At 45.4% G+C, this 19,067-nt stretch carries 17 protein-coding genes; 8 read left to right on the top strand and 9 right to left on the bottom strand.

All coding sequences use genetic code 11. From position 1 onward, the window contains the following. Positions 1 to 14 precede the first annotated feature (14 nt). From ABT56_RS06700 to ABT56_RS06690, 3 genes are all read right to left on the bottom strand, one after another. Positions 15 to 788 carry a DUF1007 family protein gene (locus tag ABT56_RS06700; RefSeq protein WP_084722178.1) on the bottom strand — a complete coding sequence of 258 codons (774 nt, stop codon included), beginning with the start codon at positions 786 to 788 and terminating at the stop codon, positions 15 to 17. A 290-nt stretch (positions 789 to 1,078) separates the two neighbouring features. Next, positions 1,079 to 1,636 (bottom strand): class IV adenylate cyclase, encoded by a 558-nt coding sequence (gene cyaB, locus ABT56_RS06695; RefSeq protein ID WP_047878074.1) that lies wholly within the window; start codon positions 1,634 to 1,636, stop codon positions 1,079 to 1,081. Between the two features lie 126 nt (positions 1,637 to 1,762). Next, positions 1,763 to 2,593 (bottom strand): DUF2262 domain-containing protein, encoded by an 831-nt coding sequence (locus ABT56_RS06690; RefSeq protein WP_047878073.1) that lies wholly within the window; start codon positions 2,591 to 2,593, stop codon positions 1,763 to 1,765. A gap of 689 nt (positions 2,594 to 3,282) precedes the next feature. Here ABT56_RS06690 and ABT56_RS06685 point away from each other — a divergent pair. Beyond that, positions 3,283 to 3,756: a cell division inhibitor SulA gene (locus ABT56_RS06685; protein WP_047878072.1), complete on the top strand. Its 474-nt coding sequence runs from the start codon at positions 3,283 to 3,285 to the stop codon at positions 3,754 to 3,756. A 333-nt stretch (positions 3,757 to 4,089) separates the two neighbouring features. Continuing rightward, the gene (locus tag ABT56_RS06680) at positions 4,090 to 5,496 is read left to right on the top strand and encodes a basic amino acid/polyamine antiporter (RefSeq protein ID WP_047878071.1); all 1,407 of its coding nucleotides are present in this window, start codon (positions 4,090 to 4,092) and stop codon (positions 5,494 to 5,496) included. An 89-nt stretch (positions 5,497 to 5,585) separates the two neighbouring features. On the opposite strand, the gene ABT56_RS06675 is transcribed toward ABT56_RS06680, so the two are convergent. The 3 genes from ABT56_RS06675 to ABT56_RS23875 form a co-directional block, all read right to left on the bottom strand. Beyond that, the gene (locus tag ABT56_RS06675) at positions 5,586 to 5,984 is read right to left on the bottom strand and encodes a hypothetical protein (protein ID WP_047878070.1); all 399 of its coding nucleotides are present in this window, start codon (positions 5,982 to 5,984) and stop codon (positions 5,586 to 5,588) included. 336 nt (positions 5,985 to 6,320) lie between these two features. Continuing rightward, positions 6,321 to 7,538: a glucose-1-phosphate adenylyltransferase gene (glgC, locus tag ABT56_RS06670; RefSeq protein WP_047878069.1), complete on the bottom strand. Its 1,218-nt coding sequence runs from the start codon at positions 7,536 to 7,538 to the stop codon at positions 6,321 to 6,323. Positions 7,539 to 7,823: 285 nt separating this feature from the next. Then, positions 7,824 to 7,982, bottom strand: coding sequence for a hypothetical protein (locus tag ABT56_RS23875; RefSeq protein WP_157037789.1), 159 nt, complete (start codon positions 7,980 to 7,982; stop codon positions 7,824 to 7,826). Positions 7,983 to 8,609: 627 nt separating this feature from the next. On the opposite strand from ABT56_RS23875, the gene ABT56_RS06665 reads away from it, so the two are divergent. Further along, positions 8,610 to 9,554: a TerC family protein gene (locus tag ABT56_RS06665; protein WP_047878068.1), complete on the top strand. Its 945-nt coding sequence runs from the start codon at positions 8,610 to 8,612 to the stop codon at positions 9,552 to 9,554. Between the two features lie 77 nt (positions 9,555 to 9,631). Here ABT56_RS06665 and ABT56_RS06660 read toward each other — a convergent pair whose 3' ends face one another. Beyond that, positions 9,632 to 11,452, bottom strand: coding sequence for a L,D-transpeptidase family protein (locus ABT56_RS06660; protein ID WP_053062398.1), 1,821 nt, complete (start codon positions 11,450 to 11,452; stop codon positions 9,632 to 9,634). A 275-nt stretch (positions 11,453 to 11,727) separates the two neighbouring features. Here ABT56_RS06660 and ABT56_RS06655 point away from each other — a divergent pair, with 275 nt between their 5' ends. Both ABT56_RS06655 and ABT56_RS06650 read left to right on the top strand, forming a co-directional pair. Then, on the top strand, positions 11,728 to 13,266 hold the full coding sequence (locus ABT56_RS06655) for a YjjI family glycine radical enzyme (RefSeq protein ID WP_047878067.1): 1,539 nt from the start codon (positions 11,728 to 11,730) through the stop codon (positions 13,264 to 13,266). Next, positions 13,232 to 14,098 carry a YjjW family glycine radical enzyme activase gene (locus ABT56_RS06650; protein ID WP_047878066.1) on the top strand — a complete coding sequence of 289 codons (867 nt, stop codon included), beginning with the start codon at positions 13,232 to 13,234 and terminating at the stop codon, positions 14,096 to 14,098. The genes ABT56_RS06655 and ABT56_RS06650 overlap by 35 nt, the downstream gene beginning before the upstream one ends. A 10-nt stretch (positions 14,099 to 14,108) precedes the next feature. Here the strand turns inward: ABT56_RS06650 and ABT56_RS06645 are convergent, their stop codons facing one another. Together ABT56_RS06645 and folE are read right to left on the bottom strand one after the other, a co-directional pair. Then, entirely contained in the window at positions 14,109 to 15,056 is a 948-nt protein-coding gene (locus ABT56_RS06645) for a LysR family transcriptional regulator (RefSeq protein WP_047878065.1), read from the bottom strand. Positions 15,057 to 15,162: 106 nt separating this feature from the next. After that, on the bottom strand, positions 15,163 to 15,816 hold the full coding sequence (gene folE, locus ABT56_RS06640) for a GTP cyclohydrolase I FolE (RefSeq protein WP_047878064.1): 654 nt from the start codon (positions 15,814 to 15,816) through the stop codon (positions 15,163 to 15,165). Between the two features lie 339 nt (positions 15,817 to 16,155). Here folE and moeA point away from each other — a divergent pair, with 339 nt between their 5' ends. The 3 genes from moeA (at position 16,156) to ABT56_RS06625 (ending at position 18,979) form a co-directional block, all read left to right on the top strand. Further along, the gene (gene moeA / locus ABT56_RS06635; RefSeq protein WP_047878063.1) at positions 16,156 to 17,388 is read left to right on the top strand and encodes a molybdopterin molybdotransferase MoeA; all 1,233 of its coding nucleotides are present in this window, start codon (positions 16,156 to 16,158) and stop codon (positions 17,386 to 17,388) included. An 84-nt stretch (positions 17,389 to 17,472) separates the two neighbouring features. Further along, positions 17,473 to 18,225 carry a molybdopterin-synthase adenylyltransferase MoeB gene (moeB, locus tag ABT56_RS06630; RefSeq protein WP_084722176.1) on the top strand — a complete coding sequence of 251 codons (753 nt, stop codon included), beginning with the start codon at positions 17,473 to 17,475 and terminating at the stop codon, positions 18,223 to 18,225. Positions 18,226 to 18,346: 121 nt separating this feature from the next. Then, the gene (locus ABT56_RS06625; RefSeq protein WP_047878062.1) at positions 18,347 to 18,979 is read left to right on the top strand and encodes a MarC family protein; all 633 of its coding nucleotides are present in this window, start codon (positions 18,347 to 18,349) and stop codon (positions 18,977 to 18,979) included. Positions 18,980 to 19,067: the final 88 nt, after the last annotated feature.

Genomic DNA, 19,067 nt, shown 5'->3' with positions numbered 1-19,067 from the left:
AATCAATCTCGGTTTCATTGTTCTTTACTTGTACCTAACGCGGCAGGAATACTCGCACAGTAAATTTTGACAGTTTGAGTAAATAACTGCCCTAACGCATTATCTGGGTCGGCATCTGCAGGCAGAGACATGGCATAACTCATTTGTTCCGAAGTCGGATTCGGTTCAATCAGTTCTAACTTGCATTGACGGGCGAGAGCGTCAGATAAAACAACATCCGCTTCTTGTTTCCACGCCATATCAACATAATAGCTAGGTTCAAAGATAAGCAGGCGCAACGTATCTCGCGTAACGGCTCTAGGAGTAGAAAGTGGAAGTTCAAAGCTGAGTACTAATCGAGATCTATCTCGAGTGAGTTTCTCGCTGTGAGCGACTCGGTACTTAACGGGGCTATCACCATCATAAAAGTAGGTGAAGTAATGTTCATACTTCATATTTTCCAACACTGATGCCGACAGCTTGCGGAATGTCTCCTGCTCGTTTTCAGGTGAAACATCTTCACCATCTAACATATATGCTGAGGTCATAGCATCAAACGACCACTCCATTCGAAAACCGGTGATCATTCCATCACCTCCCTCAATGTACGTTTTCATCTCAATCCAAGAATGAGGATGCGCCTGAACGGCTGGAGCAAAAAAAGCCACTATCACCCACAGCCAACCTTTTGCACTCAAGCCCCTTGAATGATAATTGGCTATGTGTTGCCAAACATTGCTCACTGGATGAAAGACGTCTTTCGATGTTGGGATACGGTATCGTACTAAATGAACGAGATGCTTTATCATGCTATTAACTGAACACTTCCTTACCTTTGTTGTTATGTTATAACATAATGATGGTTAAAAATAAAAAGTACAATAAATCTGCGGTATCGCTAAGGCCCCTTTCCATACTAAATGATAGGTGTTTCTACGAGCCCTCAACCGCCTCAATGACTGTTTCGCAAACTGCCAGACACAAGGAAAAATAGAACTGTATCTTGATGGGGAAATACTGTCTGTTAATACAATTCAAAACCAACAGCTACCAGAGTTACGCAGGAAGATGAAAGTTGCCTCTCACTCTGAATATTTCGTTAAAGTGTCAGTCTCTTTTCAGCAAACATCTGCTTATAAGACTGGGTTTGAAGTGCCGATTCCGTTAAGCCAAATTGTTTCGCCAGCGCTTCAAGCTGGGACTGGTATTCTACCAACATCGACTCATCGTTTGTCATAATGGCAAATTCAGCAAAATCACCAATGCCCTCTAGTGAATCAACTGTGATATGGAACTCTCCGACAAAGTAGATACTGCGTGTTTTCTCGGCTTTGAGCACAACCTCAAAACCCATCGTTTCCAGCATACTCTTCGCATTAGAGGCATCGGTAATATTCGTTGCCTCACACCTATCCGGCTCTGGGCCTTTTACAATCCAGAGCTTAATGCCCGATGGCTCCATGCTACGAATGCAAAGACTTTTATTTTCAGATTCGAGAGATTTATCGGGCCGGTCAAAGTACCAATCGCTTTCAGTGTTATCTTGCAGCATGACCTCATGGGGCATACTTGCCAATGTTTCCAAGAAGGTAGATTTTGAATGTAAACGATACTTTAGCTCTACTTCATACTTACCTTGGAAATGTTTATTCGTCATAAATAGAATCCCTGTTTAATATCTCAAACGCTATTTGCCAGATGACAGCAACATGATGAGCGTTACGACAATCTCTTCATATAGTGCCCAACGACGGGCACTATCATTATCGTTTCAAACTAACTGTTAACCCGGAATATCGGCGTCCGTTGGACCATCCTGTAATGAACCAGAAATCAGTATTGAATGCCCCAAGAACAAATCACCATCATCATGCCAAAACTCAAACTCACCATCAGGATGAACCGTAATTGAATCCAATCTCATCGCATTGATAAAATCTGTCTCTGTTAATTCGTGCTGATCTTCCATTAGCCAATTATCATTCTTTAGTTCGAGAAGTGACGATACCGCATAATCCGTGATTTTTTTGGACCAATTTCTTGCATCACCACACAAGGCTTCCAGCGTCCTAAGACTCCCCTCCGGAGAACCTGTATCGTCATCAATAGACACGGACACCCTGATACTATCACCTAACCAGTTAACGGTACCGTCAAACCAATCCACTGATTTATCAAGAGTTAAGGTTCCAAATTCAGGGTGCGTGATTTCCACGGGTTCTTTGAATTTTTCAAGGGCCGCTTTTAAGTCAACCTCATCCGGAGCGTCTAAAACAGAAATAAGCTGTGCTCTAGCGTCACCAAACGGGCTTACTTTTGATAGCTTAACGTTGAATTGAACCAAAGACTCTTTCTTAACCCGGATCTGAATCTCTCTTAGCTCATTGTCCGTCACTTTCTTGGATAGAAGAAGTGGCGATTGATGAAGCTCACCGCCAAGCTCCTTCCATGCAATAAGAGAAAAACTTAAGTTCCAATATTTATCTTTAGGATTCCTTCCCGCGCCTGGCCCACTTGCACCAACAACACCAACGATTACCGTTTCAGGTAATTCGAGAAATTCTTTTTCAAGTCTCTCCATTTTTATTACGGCATCTTTATATATATTTTCCATTTTCATTCCTAAAAATAACGACCATCCAGTTAGAGATCAGCAGCGTAATACCAGAACAAATAGTGACTTATAACGTAAAGAGAATTAACAATAGAATACAACTAATTGCCAATCACATTTAAACAATGCATTCTTCATATTCAGAATATAATAAAATAAGACTGTTTCGGTATACACCAACGATAATCAATGGCAATTCTACATAATATAAAATTAAGCTCTAGTATTTTTTACTATTACTAAATACAGGCTAATTACAAATCATGACAGCATCAACAATATCCCGCTAATTGCCGTATATTCATGCTCTATGACAACCGCCAACCAATGCCCCTGAATGATAAAGTGCAACATCGCAATAATCACCAATTTGCACACTGATCACTACTGTACAGTACTGCTCATGAAACTACTGTATAGATACTCATCCTACTGTGTGCTCCATCTCGAAATTATGAATGAATTCATTTACCGATTACAACCACTCACCAACCCAAAAACCATCAACCATCCGATATAAATCTTTTAAAAACAACATCTTAAATAAAAATACAAATGTTTCACTGCCTCATATCTTCCCTAAATCACCAAAAACAGACACTCAAAAAAGTCTTGCATCAATTAGCAAATAAAACTACTGTACACACATACAGCACTGTATATAAAAACACTGTTGAGGATGATGACTTATGGCTACACATTTCGAACACCTACATGCGGTTTCAGCTTCTCAGGCATATAAAGCAACATTCGCCTCTCACGAACATACGCCATCATCTTCAATCAAGGTGCAGTGCCCTATCGAAGTCAGTTTTAGCGATGATACACAGACACAATTGGCCTACTTCCTACGCCTGCTTAAACAAGCAAGCCAGCAAAGCCGCTGGGTAACCTTTATCGGCCACGAAGCACTGGTTGATAAAAATTTACTACAAAGTGCAGGTATTGATCTCAATAAAGTATTGGTCGTGTGTAATAAAAAAGGTCATAGTGTTCAAGAGCTTATGATCCAAGCCCTGCAGAGTGGAAATAGCAGCGCGGTTATCGTAACAGGCGATATTCTAGACTTTACCTCTGGTGCGATTCGTGATGCGGCGATCCTCAGCGAAAGTTTCGCCTTTGTGATCAACCGTCAGGCCAAACAGCAAATGACCATCCATTAATAAAGGCACAATGGCTCCGGAAACCAGCAAAACATCACCTATACTGAATGATGCTTATAAATAAGAAGCATGTGTATCTTGGGTATTTGATGATTTGATGGTTACCCGACAGGTGTCATATTTAGGATAAAATACATTTCACAAGCAGCCACTTAACCCATTTTACCGATGCAATTTTTTCAACGGATAGGTGGTTTATTGATCCAGTACATTTGAATGGTATTTTTATCTATAAATAAAGTGATCGGCATCACTTTGGCCGTGCAATCTACTATAAATCCATCATAATACACCCCAAAACTATAATTATTTAGACACTAAACCGGGTGAAACATGGATAAAAAACTGGGATTAGGCTCTTTAACCGCCTTAGTCATAGGATCAATGATAGGTGCGGGGGTATTCAGCTTGCCGCAAAACATGGCGGCGGTAGCAAGCCCTGCTGCAGTAATAATTGGCTGGACCATCACCGGTATCGGCATGATCTTCCTCGCTCTCTCCTTCCAATACCTCGCCCAACAAAAACCTCAAATTGATACTGGCGTTTTCGGCTATGCTCAGGCTGGATTCGGCGACTTCATCGGATTTTGCTCTGCATGGGGCTACTGGCTCAGCGCTATGCTGGCGAATGTCTCCTATCTCGTTATCGTATTTAGTACGCTAGGCATGCTATTCGATCAGCCAGACATGATTCTGTTTGGTGAGGGCAACACATGGTTGTCCATTATCGGATCATCCGTCTTACTATGGCTTGTCCACGCGTTGGTCATGCGCGGCGTTCAAACCGCGGCAATGATCAATCTCATCACAACCTGCGCCAAAATGATTCCTCTCTGCGTATTCATTATTTGCGCGTTTATTGCGTTTAAGTGGGATACCTTTGTTTTTGATTTCACCGGACTCCACTTCGGTGATGGACACGATCTCGTCGCCCAAGTCAAAAGCACCATGCTTATTACCGTGTGGGTATTCATCGGTATAGAAGGCGCAGTGGTCGTATCTAGTCGTGCCCGCAATCGTCGAGATATCGGCCGAGCAACCATTCTAGGGTTGCTAACAGCGCTAACCATCTACGTATTTGTTACCCTACTTTCTATGGGGGTGATTTCCACCCAAGAACTTGCCCATTACCAGAACCCTTCAATGGCAACGGTACTGACAACTATTTTGGGGCCTTGGGGCAAAATTATCATTGGAGGTGGTTTACTGATCTCTGTCTGTGGTGCATTCCTGAGTTGGACGGTACTGGCAGCCGAAGCGCCTTACCTTGGTGCTCGCAGCAAGATGTTCCCTGCCGTATTTGCCCAGCAAAATGAAGCGGGAAGTCCGATAAAATCCCTATTACTAACTAACTGCTGTATCCAACTTTCTCTTTTGTTTGTAATGGTCGCTGGCAGTACCTATGAAACACTACTGGCAATCGCTTCAGAGATGATTCTGGTGCCCTACTTCCTTGTGGGTGCCTATACACTAAAACTTGCCATTGAGCAGAAAAATCGTGGTGGCCTGCTTATTGTTGGAATGTGTGCAAGCCTGTATGGGCTATGGCTACTTTATGCTTCAGGTTTGAACTACCTGCTGCTCTCTGCGCTGCTTTATCTACCGGGCCTGTATTTCTACATTAAGGCTAAACAAGAGCTTAATACTCGCCCATTTGTAGGGAAGGAAATGACCGCAGCCAGCCTACTCACTGTAGCAGCCTTCTGCGCAGCCGGGATGCTATGGCAAGGTATGCTTTAACCTTTCATCATGATCCACAAATAGAAAAGCCAGCATTATTATGCTGGCTTTTCTATTTTCATACGCCTTCAAAATGTATGCCCTCCCAACTAAAGCAAATGGGCGCGTAACTCTTCACCGTCAGCATCGAGCTGAATAATCTTAGTGCAGGCCCTCGTTTCAATCTCTGACAATTGTTCCTCATCCAGCGCATATGGCAGTCGAATGATCAACTCATCAATATGCTCTGCCCGAGCCAAACGTAACAAGCGTATGATATTGTTTGTATCACTTACACTTGTCGACAACACCTTTAGCGCCTGCAACTGCAACTTCTCTGACCCGCTCATTCCATTTGGCATCGACGAAGACCACGAAATTTCAAAAGCGGGTATTAAGGTCTTCAATGCATCGACCAACGTCACACGTTTTTTGCATGATGCGGATAAAAAAGTCGTGTAATTAAATACAACGCTTTCATCATTTAAAAGTTCAACTGATGTTTCCATAACTATCCCTAAAAGAAACATGATGACAATTGGAAATAACTCATGCATCGAGTTGATTATGCTCTTCCTCTAATCAACTATACGGTGAACTTAATCATGATCTATGTCGAATTAATGAAAGTATGCTCTTGATCTGTTTTTTTCTGTCGAGAACATCAATATGAAAATAACCTCAAAACAATCAATTAACATAGACGCATCCTTGCGAACAACTTGTTCACCAAATGGAAATGCTATATGAATTTGCATATAGCATAAATTTGCTAACATCAAATACACCTGCACGATTAGCTCTATTATTGACAGTTGAAATAATAACGCATAACACCAAACGGTTTATGCGAACTTATCACCATCAGCAACAACAACTACACCTTGGGAAGAAAGCGAAAAATACCGTTTATCTTGTTGGGGATCTTTTCCAATAATTGTTCCTGGCGGAATGTTAACGTTTTTATCAACAATACAATTTTGCAAGATCGCTCCCTCGCCGACAGTTACACCTTCAAATAAAATTGAATTGAGTACAACGGCATTATTATTGATTTTTACTTTGGGAAATAATATTGAATTTTGGGCTGTTCCACCTTCGATAATCACGCCACTCGATACAATAGAATTGATAAATATCCCTTCATTTCCGGCTGGTGATGAAACGGTTCTTGCGGGTGGTAACTGTGGCTCATACGTTCTGATATTCCAGTTACTTTGATAGAGATCCATTGGCGACTGCAATGATAGCAAGTCCATGTTGGCCTGATAATAACTATCAAGCGTACCAACATCCCGCCAATAAGCGTCTTGGCTCACTCGACCAGCTTCGCTACCAAACGCATAGGCGTACACCCGTTTTCCGTCTATCAATCGCGGAATAATATCCTGCCCAAAGTCATGGCACGACGTTTTAGACAAAGCATCTTTTTCCAACTCTGTTTCCAGTGTTTCCATCGAAAAGATATAAATACCCATTGAAGCCAAACATTTATCGGGATTATCAGGTAATGGCTCAGGGTTCTGTGGCTTTTCTTCAAAACTCAATATTTGCTGTGCGCTATTTACCGCCATGACACCGAATGATGATGCCTCTGATTTATTCACCTCCATGCAAGCTACCGTCAGTTGTGCGCCTGTCTCGATATGCTGCTCAAGCATTGGTACATAGTCCATTCGATAAATATGGTCACCAGACAGCACCACTACATACTTGGCCCCACTACGGTTAAGAAGATATAAATTTTGATAAATTGCGTCTGCTGTTCCCTGATACCAACAGTCACCCGTTCGCATCTGTGCAGGCACGGCGGTGATATATTCGCCAAGTTCCGGATTAAAGACCGACCACCCATCCCTAAGGTGCTTCTGCAATGAATGTGACTTGTATTGAGTAAGCACCAGTACTCGCCGTAAACCTGAGTGAAGACAATTTGTTAGGGTAAAATCTATAATTCGATATTTCCCACCAAACGGCACCGCAGGCTTTGCTCTCTCTTTGGTCAAGGGTGCTAAACGCGAACCTACCCCACCCGCCAATATTACAGTAATGACATCATCCATTATTACCTGCTCCATTAAAATCCAGTTAATCTGTTCATAACAGAGCAATATCCAGACCAATAAAGCACAGATGTAAGCCAATGATCCTTATAGAGCCAATATCAAAACCCATCCCGCTCGCACCAAAACAGTGAAAAACAGAAGAAAAGCTGCACCAAAATGCGTCAAGTTCAATTTAACGGATAGGCAGAGACAAACTGAAAGGATCGCCGATGAGAAAAAGCGTGATGATATATTCAGCACGCTTATACCACTAATATAGGGATAGAATCACTCACAGATGCGTCAAAAATGACAGTATGTCTGCGTAATTTCAGTACAAGACGTAAAAGATGTCCCCTCCTGCTGCTCGACTTTGGCATCAAGCTCTGCAAGTTCTTTTTTCATCTGAAGCAACTCACGCTCCATATAGGCAATGTTCCTTATCAAAATCTGTCTGTCCATCCTTCATACCTTCTGTAAAACCATTAGTAACCCTGCTATCAAATCAGCATGGTTATCAATACAACGTACTTATTTTCTGCGACAAAACCGTATCTCGCACAGGCTACAACTATCACCAGTGGGTATAGTTTGTAAAAAACTCTTTTGTTTCTTTTTGTATTAATACCTACCCAACCACAATTATCGGTAAAGTGAATGTTGATTTTGGCATACAAGTGTCAGCCATAGCGTATTTGCTTACCATCAGCTCCCTGTTGCGAAACAACGCACAAAAACATGTGGTTACAAATGCACCATAAACGGCAATTTTACGACAAGCAAACAATTGCCTTGATGCATACATAAAATAGGTGTAAAAATAACTAGCGTATTTGAAAGTTTACTCTTAGAATCCGCTCTGCTTTGGGGAGTAGTCACCATTTAAGATCGTCTGTCGTCATCTCGAAGTCCAAGACTTCCGGCAGCCGAGGGTGGATTTGTTCCTGAGTTGTAGCCAACTCTTCAACACCATTCTGACGAGACCAACGCCATTATTTCATGCACTTATGTGTAGAGTCGTTAATGCGCGAAGGGTCATTGCAGAACACGTTTCCTGCCCCTTTCGCGCGATCGTGAAAGGAGAAAACCATGAGCCTTTTTAGCTATGAAGGGTTCGCTATACTTACCTTGGTAATGCTGGCGCTAGATTTATACCAAACCCGCGGGGGTAAGGTAACTATTAAAAAAGCCGCAATCTGGAGTTTGTTCTGGGTAGTATTGGCATTGGCTTTCAATGTCCTTATTTACATGTACTGGCCACAAATGGCTCCTGATAGCAGCTACACCAACAGTCAAGCTGCTACAGCGTTCCTAACTGGTTACTTGCTTGAAAAATCACTTAGCGTTGATAACCTATTTGTATTTGCCTTAATCTTCGGTCAATTTGCTGTTCCTGAAGCTATTCGTCCACGCGTGTTGATGTTAGGTGTGGTTGGCGCATTGATCCTTCGAGGCATCATGATCGCCGTAGGTGCCGAGCTGCTTACCCAGTTCCACTGGATCCTATATATCTTCGCCGCATTCCTGATGTATACCGGTTACAAACTATGGAGTGAAGACGAAGATGAACAAGAAGACTTTTCTCAGTCACTTCCTGTTCGTCTGGTAAAAAAATGCTTCCGTGTTACTGATGGCTACCGTGAACATAAGTTTTTCGTAAAAGACAGTGCAGGCTGGCTGGCAACACCACTGCTGATTGTTATCGCTGTTATCGCACTAACCGACGTCATGTTTGCTTTGGACTCGATCCCGGCTATTTTCGCCGTGACCAAAGAACCGTTCCTCGTCATGACAGCTAACGTATTTGCCCTACTGGGTCTTCGCTCTCTGTACTTCGTACTGGAAGGTATGCTTACTCGTTTCTGCTACCTACGTCCGGCTTTGGCGTTCATCCTAAGCTTTATCGGTGTGAAGATGCTGCTGATGGAAACAAGCTACGCGATCCCTACCGCTGTATCTCTGGGCGTGATCGTTGTAACGATTACAGTTGCAATTAGCGCATCGCTTTGGAAAACCCGCGAACCTCAGGCTTAATTTCTAGCTTGATCATGCAATAAAAACACCCCGTACCGACTATGCCGATACGGGGTGTTTTTTTATAGTTCAGTCAACTAATAACGATAATTTTTTACCGCAGAGTATTTATCATCCGCCGTGTGACGACTAGGCCGATCATACCCATAAATATCTTCACGCATTTGCAGATTACCCTGACTATCTACCCATGCTGTTACGTATGTCACATCAACATCAATCCGCCTTGGCAGCGATATCGTATCGGTTTCTTGGTTCTTGACTAACTGACTGTAGTTCCGCCAGCGTGGACGCCCTTGATAATCCAACACGTATTCGGCAAGCTCCGCCGCCTTCTCTACCCTGACACAACCAGAGCTTAAATTACGTCTGTCCCGGTTAAACAATCCCCGTGCAGGCGTGTCATGCAGGTATACAGAGTAATCATTCGGCATCAAGAATTTGACATTGCCCAAGGCATTACGGGGGCCTGGCCCCTGCATAAACTCATAAGGAAAGGTATCGGGATCAACATTACTCCATTCCACCAACTCCGGAGAAATTTCGGTTCTATCCCCCCAACTCTTAATCATCGTCAGATTTTTCCTCGATAGATAATCCGTTGACCGCTTCATACCGGGAATAATATCTTTCTTTTTTATCGTCTCAGGAACATTCCAGCGCGGATTAACGACCAATATATTCAGTTCCGACGAGAATAAATTTGTTGGCCGATCGGGACGGCCCACTATCACCTTGGATTCAAATACCACCTTGTCTTGATGTGTGATCACTAACTGATAATTTGGAATATTAACCGTAATGCTCGGCCTGTCTTGATTTTTTGCACCGAGTACACCGCGTTGCAGGTTCAACGCAATAACTCGCGCAATTTCTTGATACGGCAATGCGAGCTGGCGTCGTGTTGCTGGGCCGATGATACCATCACTGTTCAAACCATTACGTGCTTGGAAGCGACGGACAGCTTGATTGACATCACCACTGTTCACCACCCTAGGCTGCATAGACAAAATCTCATACTGTGCTTTGGGCAAATCACCTAAGCGATACATAACCTCCAGCAGCTCATAACCATTATCGACAACCTCCCCCGCTTTGGTTACACCACGTCCCTTAGAAGAAAAATGATGAGCAGGCAACTGATTGAAATACTCTATATAGTCGATAGCCTGTCGTTCGTTGTCGAAATCGGCTTTCGAGGGATAAAGACTGGAAATTAATACCGAGCTATTTAAGTCTGAGGCCATCACCCATGCAGGTAAGGTGGCAACAGTTTGCTCGTCAAGAGGAGGCAGGTACTGATGGCGAAACAAGATACTGGGATGCTCACTAAGCTGCTTTCTGTATACCAGCAGAGCCAAGTAAGAATCCGTCGCCAGCAAATCATAACCACGTTGATCTTGTTGTTCGGCTAGTTGCCCTAACTCGTTCAACCTAGGCCGCATAGTATCAAGCAGACCGGAATAAGATATTGACTTTAAAGCCAATAACAATGCCTCACGAGCTGATTCCTGCCCCCATAATGGCAGATAACCATTAAGAGCATAGACCTGCTCTAACTGCTTGCTAAAACAAAGATTAGACGTTGCACTCGGACACAACCGAGACGTACTGCTTATCTCCACCCCTTTAATTAAACCAAGATCTAATCGGGATGAAACTATCGGCTCTGCTTGTTGCGAAGCGGAAGATATTGGTAGCATATTGGATTGTATATCGGGTAGAGTTTCCACCGAGCCACTGGCTGTAAGCTCTGCAAAACTAGGTACTGATACCACCATCAATGCTGATGCACAGTAACAAGGGACCAATATACGACGTAAACAGTTAAGCATGGTGTCACCATTTTGCTGCACAGCAGCCACCTTAAATGGTTGATTTGCACTCCATCGCAACACAGTAATATTTCCTTGCGGTACCTATTTAATATTTAGTCAATAATGTGACACTATGACAACAAAATTATCATAATGTTGCATCATTGCCGACATGACTTCGATGAATTACCAACCACTTCGCTAAAATAAAAAATGGTGTTAAAAGCCAATAAATATTAATGCGACCTGCTTCGCCGGATTTCCATAATGGAAAAACACACTTAGATTAGTTTCACTTCAAGAAACAAGATATTAGACTTAATCTCTTACCCATATTATAAATATGGTTAATTACAATGACGTCTCAAACCAACTTCTCTAATATCGTTCGTGATCCACACCTGTCTGCAAAGCAAAAAGCCCATTATCTTGCTTTAGAAGCTGAAGCCAGCCTGCCATATATGCCGGTCAGTAAAGCCGTTCAAGATGCGTTGGATAACAATATTATTTGTGACATGTTTGAAGGTCATGCCCCCTACAAACCGCGCTACGTGCTACCGGATTACGCCAAATTTTTGAAAAACGGGTCTGAGTACCTTGAACTGGCACCCGCTCGCGATCTTGATGAAGCACTAAACAGCCTGACCATTCTTTATCATCACGTCCCGTCAGTAACTAGTATCCCAGTTTACCTAGGGCAACTTGATGACGTGCTTTTACCTTATGTCAAAGAAATAGACGAAGAGACGCTATATCGTAAACTTCGCCTGTTCTGGATGATGCTAGACCGCACTCTGCCTGATGCCTTCATGCACGTAAACATCGGCCCATCAGACAATATCGTTTGCCGCACTATCCTGCGCGTTGATGCCGAACTCAAGCAGGTTGCCCCAAACCTGACCTTTATGTACGATCCGGCTATCACGCCAGACAGCCTACTCCAGCAAGCCTGCCAAAATATTTGCGAATGCAGCAAGCCCCATATCGCCAACTACCCTATGCATGCCAATGCCTATGATGCCAAAGGGTTCGGTATTGTCAGCTGCTACAACTCGCTACCTCTTGCTGGTGGTGCCAATACATTAGTGCGGATGAACCTGAAAAAAGTCGCTGAAGACGCTGCCTCATCAGCACACTTCTTCAACGATGTACTGCCTTACTATAGCCAACTGATGTTCGAGCTAATCGACGCCCGTGCCGCCTTCCTGCATGAAGAATCCGGTTTCTTTAACAGCTTCCTCGTCCAAGAAGGCCTCATCGAAGAAGATCGCTTTGCACCTATGTTCGGTATCTACGGGATGGCTGAAGCGGTGAACCTGCTAATGAAAAAAGACGGAAAAGCCGAGCAGCAATATGGCCATGACAGCGAAGCCAACAAACTGGGGCATACGATTTCCCGCACATTAAGTGACATTGTCACCTCAACACCAGTGAAATATGGCTATCAGGAACGGGCTCTGCTCCATGCCCAAGGTGGTATCAGCTTAGATATCGATGTAACCCCTGGCGTTCGAATCCCATATGGTAGCGAACCAGATCCAGTACAACATGTTCAGGCATTGGCAGAACATCACCAATATTACACCTCGGGGATCAGTGACATTCTGACCATCGATGAAACGGTAAAGAGTAACCCTCTGGCCATGTTCCAGCTGTGTAAAGGCGCTCTTAATATCGGATTCCGCGAGTTCACGGCAAACGTGCACTCCAACGATCTTATTCGTGTTACAGGCTACATGATCAAGCTCTCTGATGTCGCCAAATTCAAAGAACAGGGATCACGCACCAACACGACGGGACTGGGTGCCGAAGCAGCAGCAAATACCGGTATTTTGGATCGCCAACCACGAGTAATTAGCCGTGAGCAAACTCCACGCTACTGCAACGGTCAGTAAGATACTCAATTTTTCATGTGTAGACGGGCCTGGCAACAGGCTCGTTATCTTCCTGCAAGGGTGCAATTATCAGTGCAAGAATTGCCATAACCCCCACACTATCGGTCTATGTGACCATTGCGGAGACTGTGCCATTCATTGCCCCACAGGATCGTTGCAATTAATTAATGGCAAAATAGCCTGGCAGGCCAATACATGTACCCATTGTGACAAATGCCTTGCTGTCTGCCCACAGCAGTCAAATCCGAAAACACAAACGGTTAGTGTTACCGACATGCTCTCGCATATCCGACAGCATAGCCCTTTTCTGACAGGCATCACGGTCAGCGGCGGTGAAGCGACATTACAAGCAGGTTTTATCCATGCCCTTTTCAACGCCATAAAGCAAGATCCTGCCCTGTGTCATTTAACCTGCCTGATTGATAGTAATGGCAGCCTGAGCGAAACAGGTTGGGAAAAGCTACTGCCCGTCATGGACGGAGCGATGATTGACCTCAAGGCATGGCAGCAAGAAACCCACCGCTGGATAACAGGACGAAGTAATCATCGTGTCATGCAGTCCATTGCCCTGCTAAAACAACATGACAAATTGGAAGAGTTGCGCCTACTCCATATACCGGGGATCACTGACTACGAACGTGAAATCGACGAGCTGGCATCTTACCTGAGGGAGCTTCCGCGTAGAACCACCATCCGTCTCAACGCTTTTCAACATCATGGTGTCACGGGTGAAGCATTAGAATGGGATACCTGCAGCAATTTGCAGATAGAGCACTTTGCCCACCAGCTTGAAACAAAGGGCGTACGTGTCACTTACCGAATGGGGATATAAAAAAACGGCATTATGCCGTTTTTTCTTCTTCAGAACGTGCCGCTTTAGATACCGCAACAATTTGTTCATAGAGCCAGCGCTGAGCCGGATCATTCATGCTTGGTTGATGCCAGACCACGCTATAGGCCACTTCACCATAATTAAACGGCAACGGCTTAACAACCAACCCCTTAGCCTGCAATGCCACATCGGCCCATTGTCGCGAGCAGGTAAACAGCAAATCACTATGATGGCACATTACCGCCGCACTACCGAAATCGGGTACATTCACGGCGATACGCCGCTTCTGATGATGCTGTGCCAGTTGCATCTCAAAGTAAGGCACATTGAGATCGCTATCCATGATCCCGATATGGCCATAGCTGAGATAGTCGTCGATCCCCAAAGGCTGATCTGCGAGCGGATGACTTTCCCGCATCAGACAAATCATCTCGTCATCAAGCAGAGTTTCCCATACCAAGTTGCTCTGGGCGCTAGGTGGCTGGCTCTTGTCATGGGGCAAAATAATAAAATCGAGCTGCCCTTTCGCCAAACTGTCCAAGCCCATGCTGTCGCGCGACCAGATTTCCAATCGCATCCCCGGCGAGGCTTCCAGTACCCTTGCCGTCAGCTTGGCAGCCAGAAGCTCAAAGGTGCTCTCTCGCATCGCCAAAGAGAAACGCCCCTCGTAGGAAGACGGATCAAACGCCTCCTGCGTCAGCATCTGATTCATCTCGTTAATCATCTGGTGTACTGTCGGTCCCAGACGACGTGCTAATGGCGTTGCAACAAGTTGGTTCCCATGCCGATAAAACAGCTCATCATTGAGGTTCTCACGAAGCTGCGTCAATGTCTTGCTAACCGAAGAAGGGCTCAGACAAAGTCGCTCAGCACTGGCGGTAACGCTCAAGGTATCAAGCATCACATGCAGTGTGATCAAGTGCTTCATGCTAATTCGGGAAAGCTTAATCAGATCCATACCATCTACTAGCGTGCGTGTTGATTAGAACAAATGACAAAAAAGCCAGCAGACAACGCTGCTGGCTTCATAGTATTAATATTGTTTATCACTGACAAACGCTTGTTCAGCGGATGCCGTGCAAAAATTCGGCACGGGTCGCAGGATTACGTTTGAAAATACCACCCAGTGCAGTGGTTGTCGTTTCGCTTGTTGCATCCATAACACCACGAGCCTTCACGCAGTAATGGGTAGCGTCAATCGTCACCGCAACATCCTCGCTTTCCAACAAGGTTTGCAACGCAACCAGAATTTGCTGGGTCATGCGCTCTTGAACCTGTGGACGTTGGGCAAAGAAACGAACAATACGGTTGATCTTGGACAAACCAATAATCTTGCCACGAGGAATATAGGCTACCGTCGCCTTACCGTCGATAGTTACCAAATGATGTTCGCACGTACTAGTCAGAGTAATATCTTTTACCCGTACCATCTCATCACAATTCATCTTGTTTTCGATAACGGTGATCTTCGGAAAATTGGCATAATCCAATCCCGAAAAAATCTCATCGACATACATTTTCGCGATGCGATGTGGCGTTTCAACCAAGCTGTCATCGGTCAGATCCAGCGATAGAAGCTCGAGGATCTCGCGCATATGATGTTCGATCTTCTCTTTTTTCTCTTCACGGCTGATCGACTGTTCAGTCATTGGGGTTTCAAGGCCACGATCTGCCAGTGCTTGGCGTACCTTCAACGCTGATTCGCTATATGTTGTCATTCTACTCCTCCAACTGGCTGGCCATGGATTTCAATGCCCTATTAGATACACAAAATCAATCATCAAATTGCATCTAACTGCCAGTAAACTGTGATGACGAAGGATACCTCTATCACCTTTTTAGCTCAAGCGACTTATTTTCCCTTAAAAAATGCATGGATAATTAAGCCGTGCACCACCGTAAACTCTGCAATCCCTCTGGCTAAAATAGCGACAAAGTCTGATTCAAGTTACAGCAGTTAAACGGATAATCCGTAGTATTCCTATTGGGGATTAGTGAACCTGCCCATTTTTTGTCATAATAATTGCTTACATAAGAACGAAAGACGGATACCTACTATGGGATGTTGTGACACACCGGGATTGATCCCTGTCGAAACTGCGCTAGGCAAAATTCTTGACCAGGTGAGCCCGCTTGAAACGGTACATTCTGTACCGCTAACCGATGTAATGGGCTTGGTACTGGCTGATGACATCTGCTCGCCGATCAACGTACCGCCATTTGCCAATTCGGCAATGGACGGTTATGCCCTTCGTATTACCGATCTCGAGCATACAGATACGCTGGAAATGGTCGGCAAATCCTTTGCAGGTATCCCATTTGAAGGAACCTGCCAGCCAGGTCAATGCATCCGTATTATGACCGGTGCAGAAATCCCCGCAGGGACTGACACCGTTATCATGCAAGAAGAAACGGAAGCCAACGGCAATCAAATCCGTTTTACCGGCCGTGCCAAGCAAGGAGAGAACGTTCGTCCTATTGGTGATGACGTGAAACTGGGTGAAGTCGTTGTGGCTAAAGGCAACCGTATTACGGCACGCGAAATGCCGCTACTGGCCTCACTGGGCATCGCCACCCTGCCGGTTTACCGCCGTCCGGTTGTCGCCTTCTTCTCAACCGGTGATGAGCTGCGCCCTGTTGGCGAAACACTGGATGCAGGACAGATTTACGACAGCAACCGCTACGGCATCCGTGCCCTGCTGGAAAAATTCGGCTGTGATGTGATGGATCTTGGTATCATTCCTGATGATCCAACAAAACTGCGTGACGCATTCAATGCGGCAACCCAAGCCGACGTACTGATCACCTCTGGTGGTGTCAGTGTGGGTGAAGCCGACTACACCAAAGATATTTTGGATCAAGAAGGTGAAATTGGCTTCTGGAAAATCGCAATGAAGCCGGGCAAACCATTCGCTTTTGGTACCATTAAGAACACTTGGTTCTGTGGCCTGCCGGGCAACCCTGTTTCTGCGATGGTTACCCTTTACCAGCTGGTACAACCTATGCTGGCAAAACTTGCCGGTCACAGCCAATACACGCCACCACAGCGTTTGGCAGCCAAGGCAACAACAACCTTCAAGAAACGTCCAGGACGTGCCGACTACCAACGCGGCATCTACCAGATCAATGCCCAAGGCCAAGTAGAAGTCGCCACAACCGGCAACCAAGGCTCAGGCGCATTCAGCTCGATGCACCAAGCAAACTGCTTTGTGGTTCTTGAACAAGAGCGCGGACGTGTCGAGGTAGGCGAAACAGTCACAATCGAACTGTTTAATCACACCATGTACTGATTCCGGGCATATCCGGAAATATCTATGCACACAGCCGCAGCCATTAATATGACGCGGCTGATATAACGAGATAGGATTTACTTCGTGGTAGAACTTTCTGATGCAGAAATGCTGCGCTATAACCGCCAGATCATTCTGCGCCAATTTGACTTCGATGGCCAAGAAGCCCTAAAAGGCGCATCCATGCTGATCCTCGGTGCTGGTGGCCTTGGCTGCGCATCCACCCAATATCTGGCAGCCGCCGGAGTCGGTAAACTGACATTAATCGATGACGATAAGGTCGAGGTATCAAACCTACAGCGTCAAGTCCTGCATTCAGACAGCACAGTGGGAATGCTCAAGGTTGAATCTGCCAAGCAGGCATTGCAGCGAATCAACCCATACCTCGAGGTTGAGACATTGGCACAACGGCTCGATGACGCCGCCCTTATGCCGCTTATCGAGCAGCATGATATTGTGCTGGACTGCAGCGATAACGTTGAGACCCGCAACCAGCTTAACCGTTTGTGTTTTGCAGCCCGTACCCCGCTAGTCTCTGGTGCCGCGATCCGCATGGAAGGCCAAATTAGCGTCTACACCTACCAAGATGGCGAACCTTGCTACCAGTGCCTCAGCGCCCTTTTCGGCCAACAGGCGCTCACCTGCGTAGAAGCGGGGATTATGTCTCCGGTTGTCGGTATTGTTGGTGCCGTGCAAGCAATGGAAGCGATCAAAGTTGTCGCCAATATGGGACAACCGTTAACAGGCAAGATCCTGATGCTCGATGCCATGAGCATGAGCTGGCGGGAAATGAAGCTGGGTAAACAGCCTACCTGCACCGTCTGCAGCGCAGAGTAATAGAAAGCCAGCCACCTCGGTCGCTGGCTTTTTATTTATAGAGGCATTTACGCAACTTTTTGCGCATGACTAAATAAAATAGACCTAAACTCAATACAATAACGCGCTTAGGGGAACCCTCATGCATGATCTCGTTACCGCAGGCTTTTCTGTCTTCATGGGCTTTTTTGCCATTATGAACCCCGTAGCCAACACCGCGGTTTTTATCGGCCTAACCGCCAAACAATCAGCCAGCCAGCAACGTAATACTGCCATCAAAGCAACCTTTACCGCCTTTTGCATCGTCGCCGCCTTCAGCCTGCTCGGCAAAGGGATCTTCCAAGTATTCGGAATCACCCTACCCGCGCTCAGATTGGCAGGTGGGATCTTAGTGTTCGTGGTTGGCTATCATATGCTCCAAGGCAACAGCTCTTCGATGCACAGTAGCGAACCCAGCGACGAAGGGCAGGATGTGTCTATTTCTCCGCTAGCCCTGCCCATTTTGGCTGGTCCCGGTACCATCGCTACCGCAATGAACTATTCAGCCGCCGGAAGTATGCTTCACATCCTGCTAACCATTACGGCCTTTGGCGTGTTGTGTCTAATCACCTTGGTGTGCTTTATCTACGGCCAGAAACTGGTCAACTTCCTCGGCGAGGACGGCATCAGTATCGTTACCCGTTTGATGGGGCTGATCCTTACCGTTATCGCCATGCAAATGGCCATTCAGGGCGTTCACGATGCGACTCTACTTTTCGATCAAGTAAAGCCCTAGCCCATTCATTAGCATTTATTAACTATACAGCGTTAAAAAAACAAGGCCCGCACTGGCGGGCCTTGTTGATCGGAAACTACAGCAATCT

Origin of the sequence: Photobacterium aquae (assembly GCF_001029445.1) — a bacterium.
Taxonomy (GTDB): Bacteria; Pseudomonadota; Gammaproteobacteria; order Enterobacterales; family Vibrionaceae; genus Photobacterium; species Photobacterium aquae.
The sequence above is the reverse complement of the archived record's forward strand: the minus strand, read 5'-3'. Positions and strand labels throughout refer to the sequence as shown.

Excerpts from the sequence above, each read along its gene's own strand:
- glgC (WP_047878069.1), bottom strand. The coding sequence starts at position 7,538 with ATGGATGATGTCATTACTGTAATATTGGCGGGTGGGGTAGGTTCGCGT.
- ABT56_RS06655 (WP_047878067.1), top strand. The coding sequence starts at position 11,728 with ATGACGTCTCAAACCAACTTCTCTAATATCGTTCGTGATCCACACCTG.
- ABT56_RS06685 (WP_047878072.1), top strand. The coding sequence starts at position 3,283 with ATGGCTACACATTTCGAACACCTACATGCGGTTTCAGCTTCTCAGGCA.
- ABT56_RS06645 (WP_047878065.1), bottom strand. The coding sequence starts at position 15,056 with ATGGATCTGATTAAGCTTTCCCGAATTAGCATGAAGCACTTGATCACA.
- ABT56_RS06675 (WP_047878070.1), bottom strand. The coding sequence starts at position 5,984 with ATGGAAACATCAGTTGAACTTTTAAATGATGAAAGCGTTGTATTTAAT.
- ABT56_RS06665 (WP_047878068.1), top strand. The coding sequence starts at position 8,610 with ATGAGCCTTTTTAGCTATGAAGGGTTCGCTATACTTACCTTGGTAATG.
- cyaB (WP_047878074.1), bottom strand. The coding sequence starts at position 1,636 with ATGACGAATAAACATTTCCAAGGTAAGTATGAAGTAGAGCTAAAGTAT.
- ABT56_RS06680 (WP_047878071.1), top strand. The coding sequence starts at position 4,090 with ATGGATAAAAAACTGGGATTAGGCTCTTTAACCGCCTTAGTCATAGGA.
- moeA (WP_047878063.1), top strand. The coding sequence starts at position 16,156 with ATGGGATGTTGTGACACACCGGGATTGATCCCTGTCGAAACTGCGCTA.
- ABT56_RS06700 (WP_084722178.1), bottom strand. The coding sequence starts at position 788 with ATGATAAAGCATCTCGTTCATTTAGTACGATACCGTATCCCAACATCG.
- ABT56_RS06625 (WP_047878062.1), top strand. The coding sequence starts at position 18,347 with ATGCATGATCTCGTTACCGCAGGCTTTTCTGTCTTCATGGGCTTTTTT.
- ABT56_RS23875 (WP_157037789.1), bottom strand. The coding sequence starts at position 7,982 with ATGGACAGACAGATTTTGATAAGGAACATTGCCTATATGGAGCGTGAG.
- ABT56_RS06690 (WP_047878073.1), bottom strand. The coding sequence starts at position 2,593 with ATGGAAAATATATATAAAGATGCCGTAATAAAAATGGAGAGACTTGAA.
- folE (WP_047878064.1), bottom strand. The coding sequence starts at position 15,816 with ATGACAACATATAGCGAATCAGCGTTGAAGGTACGCCAAGCACTGGCA.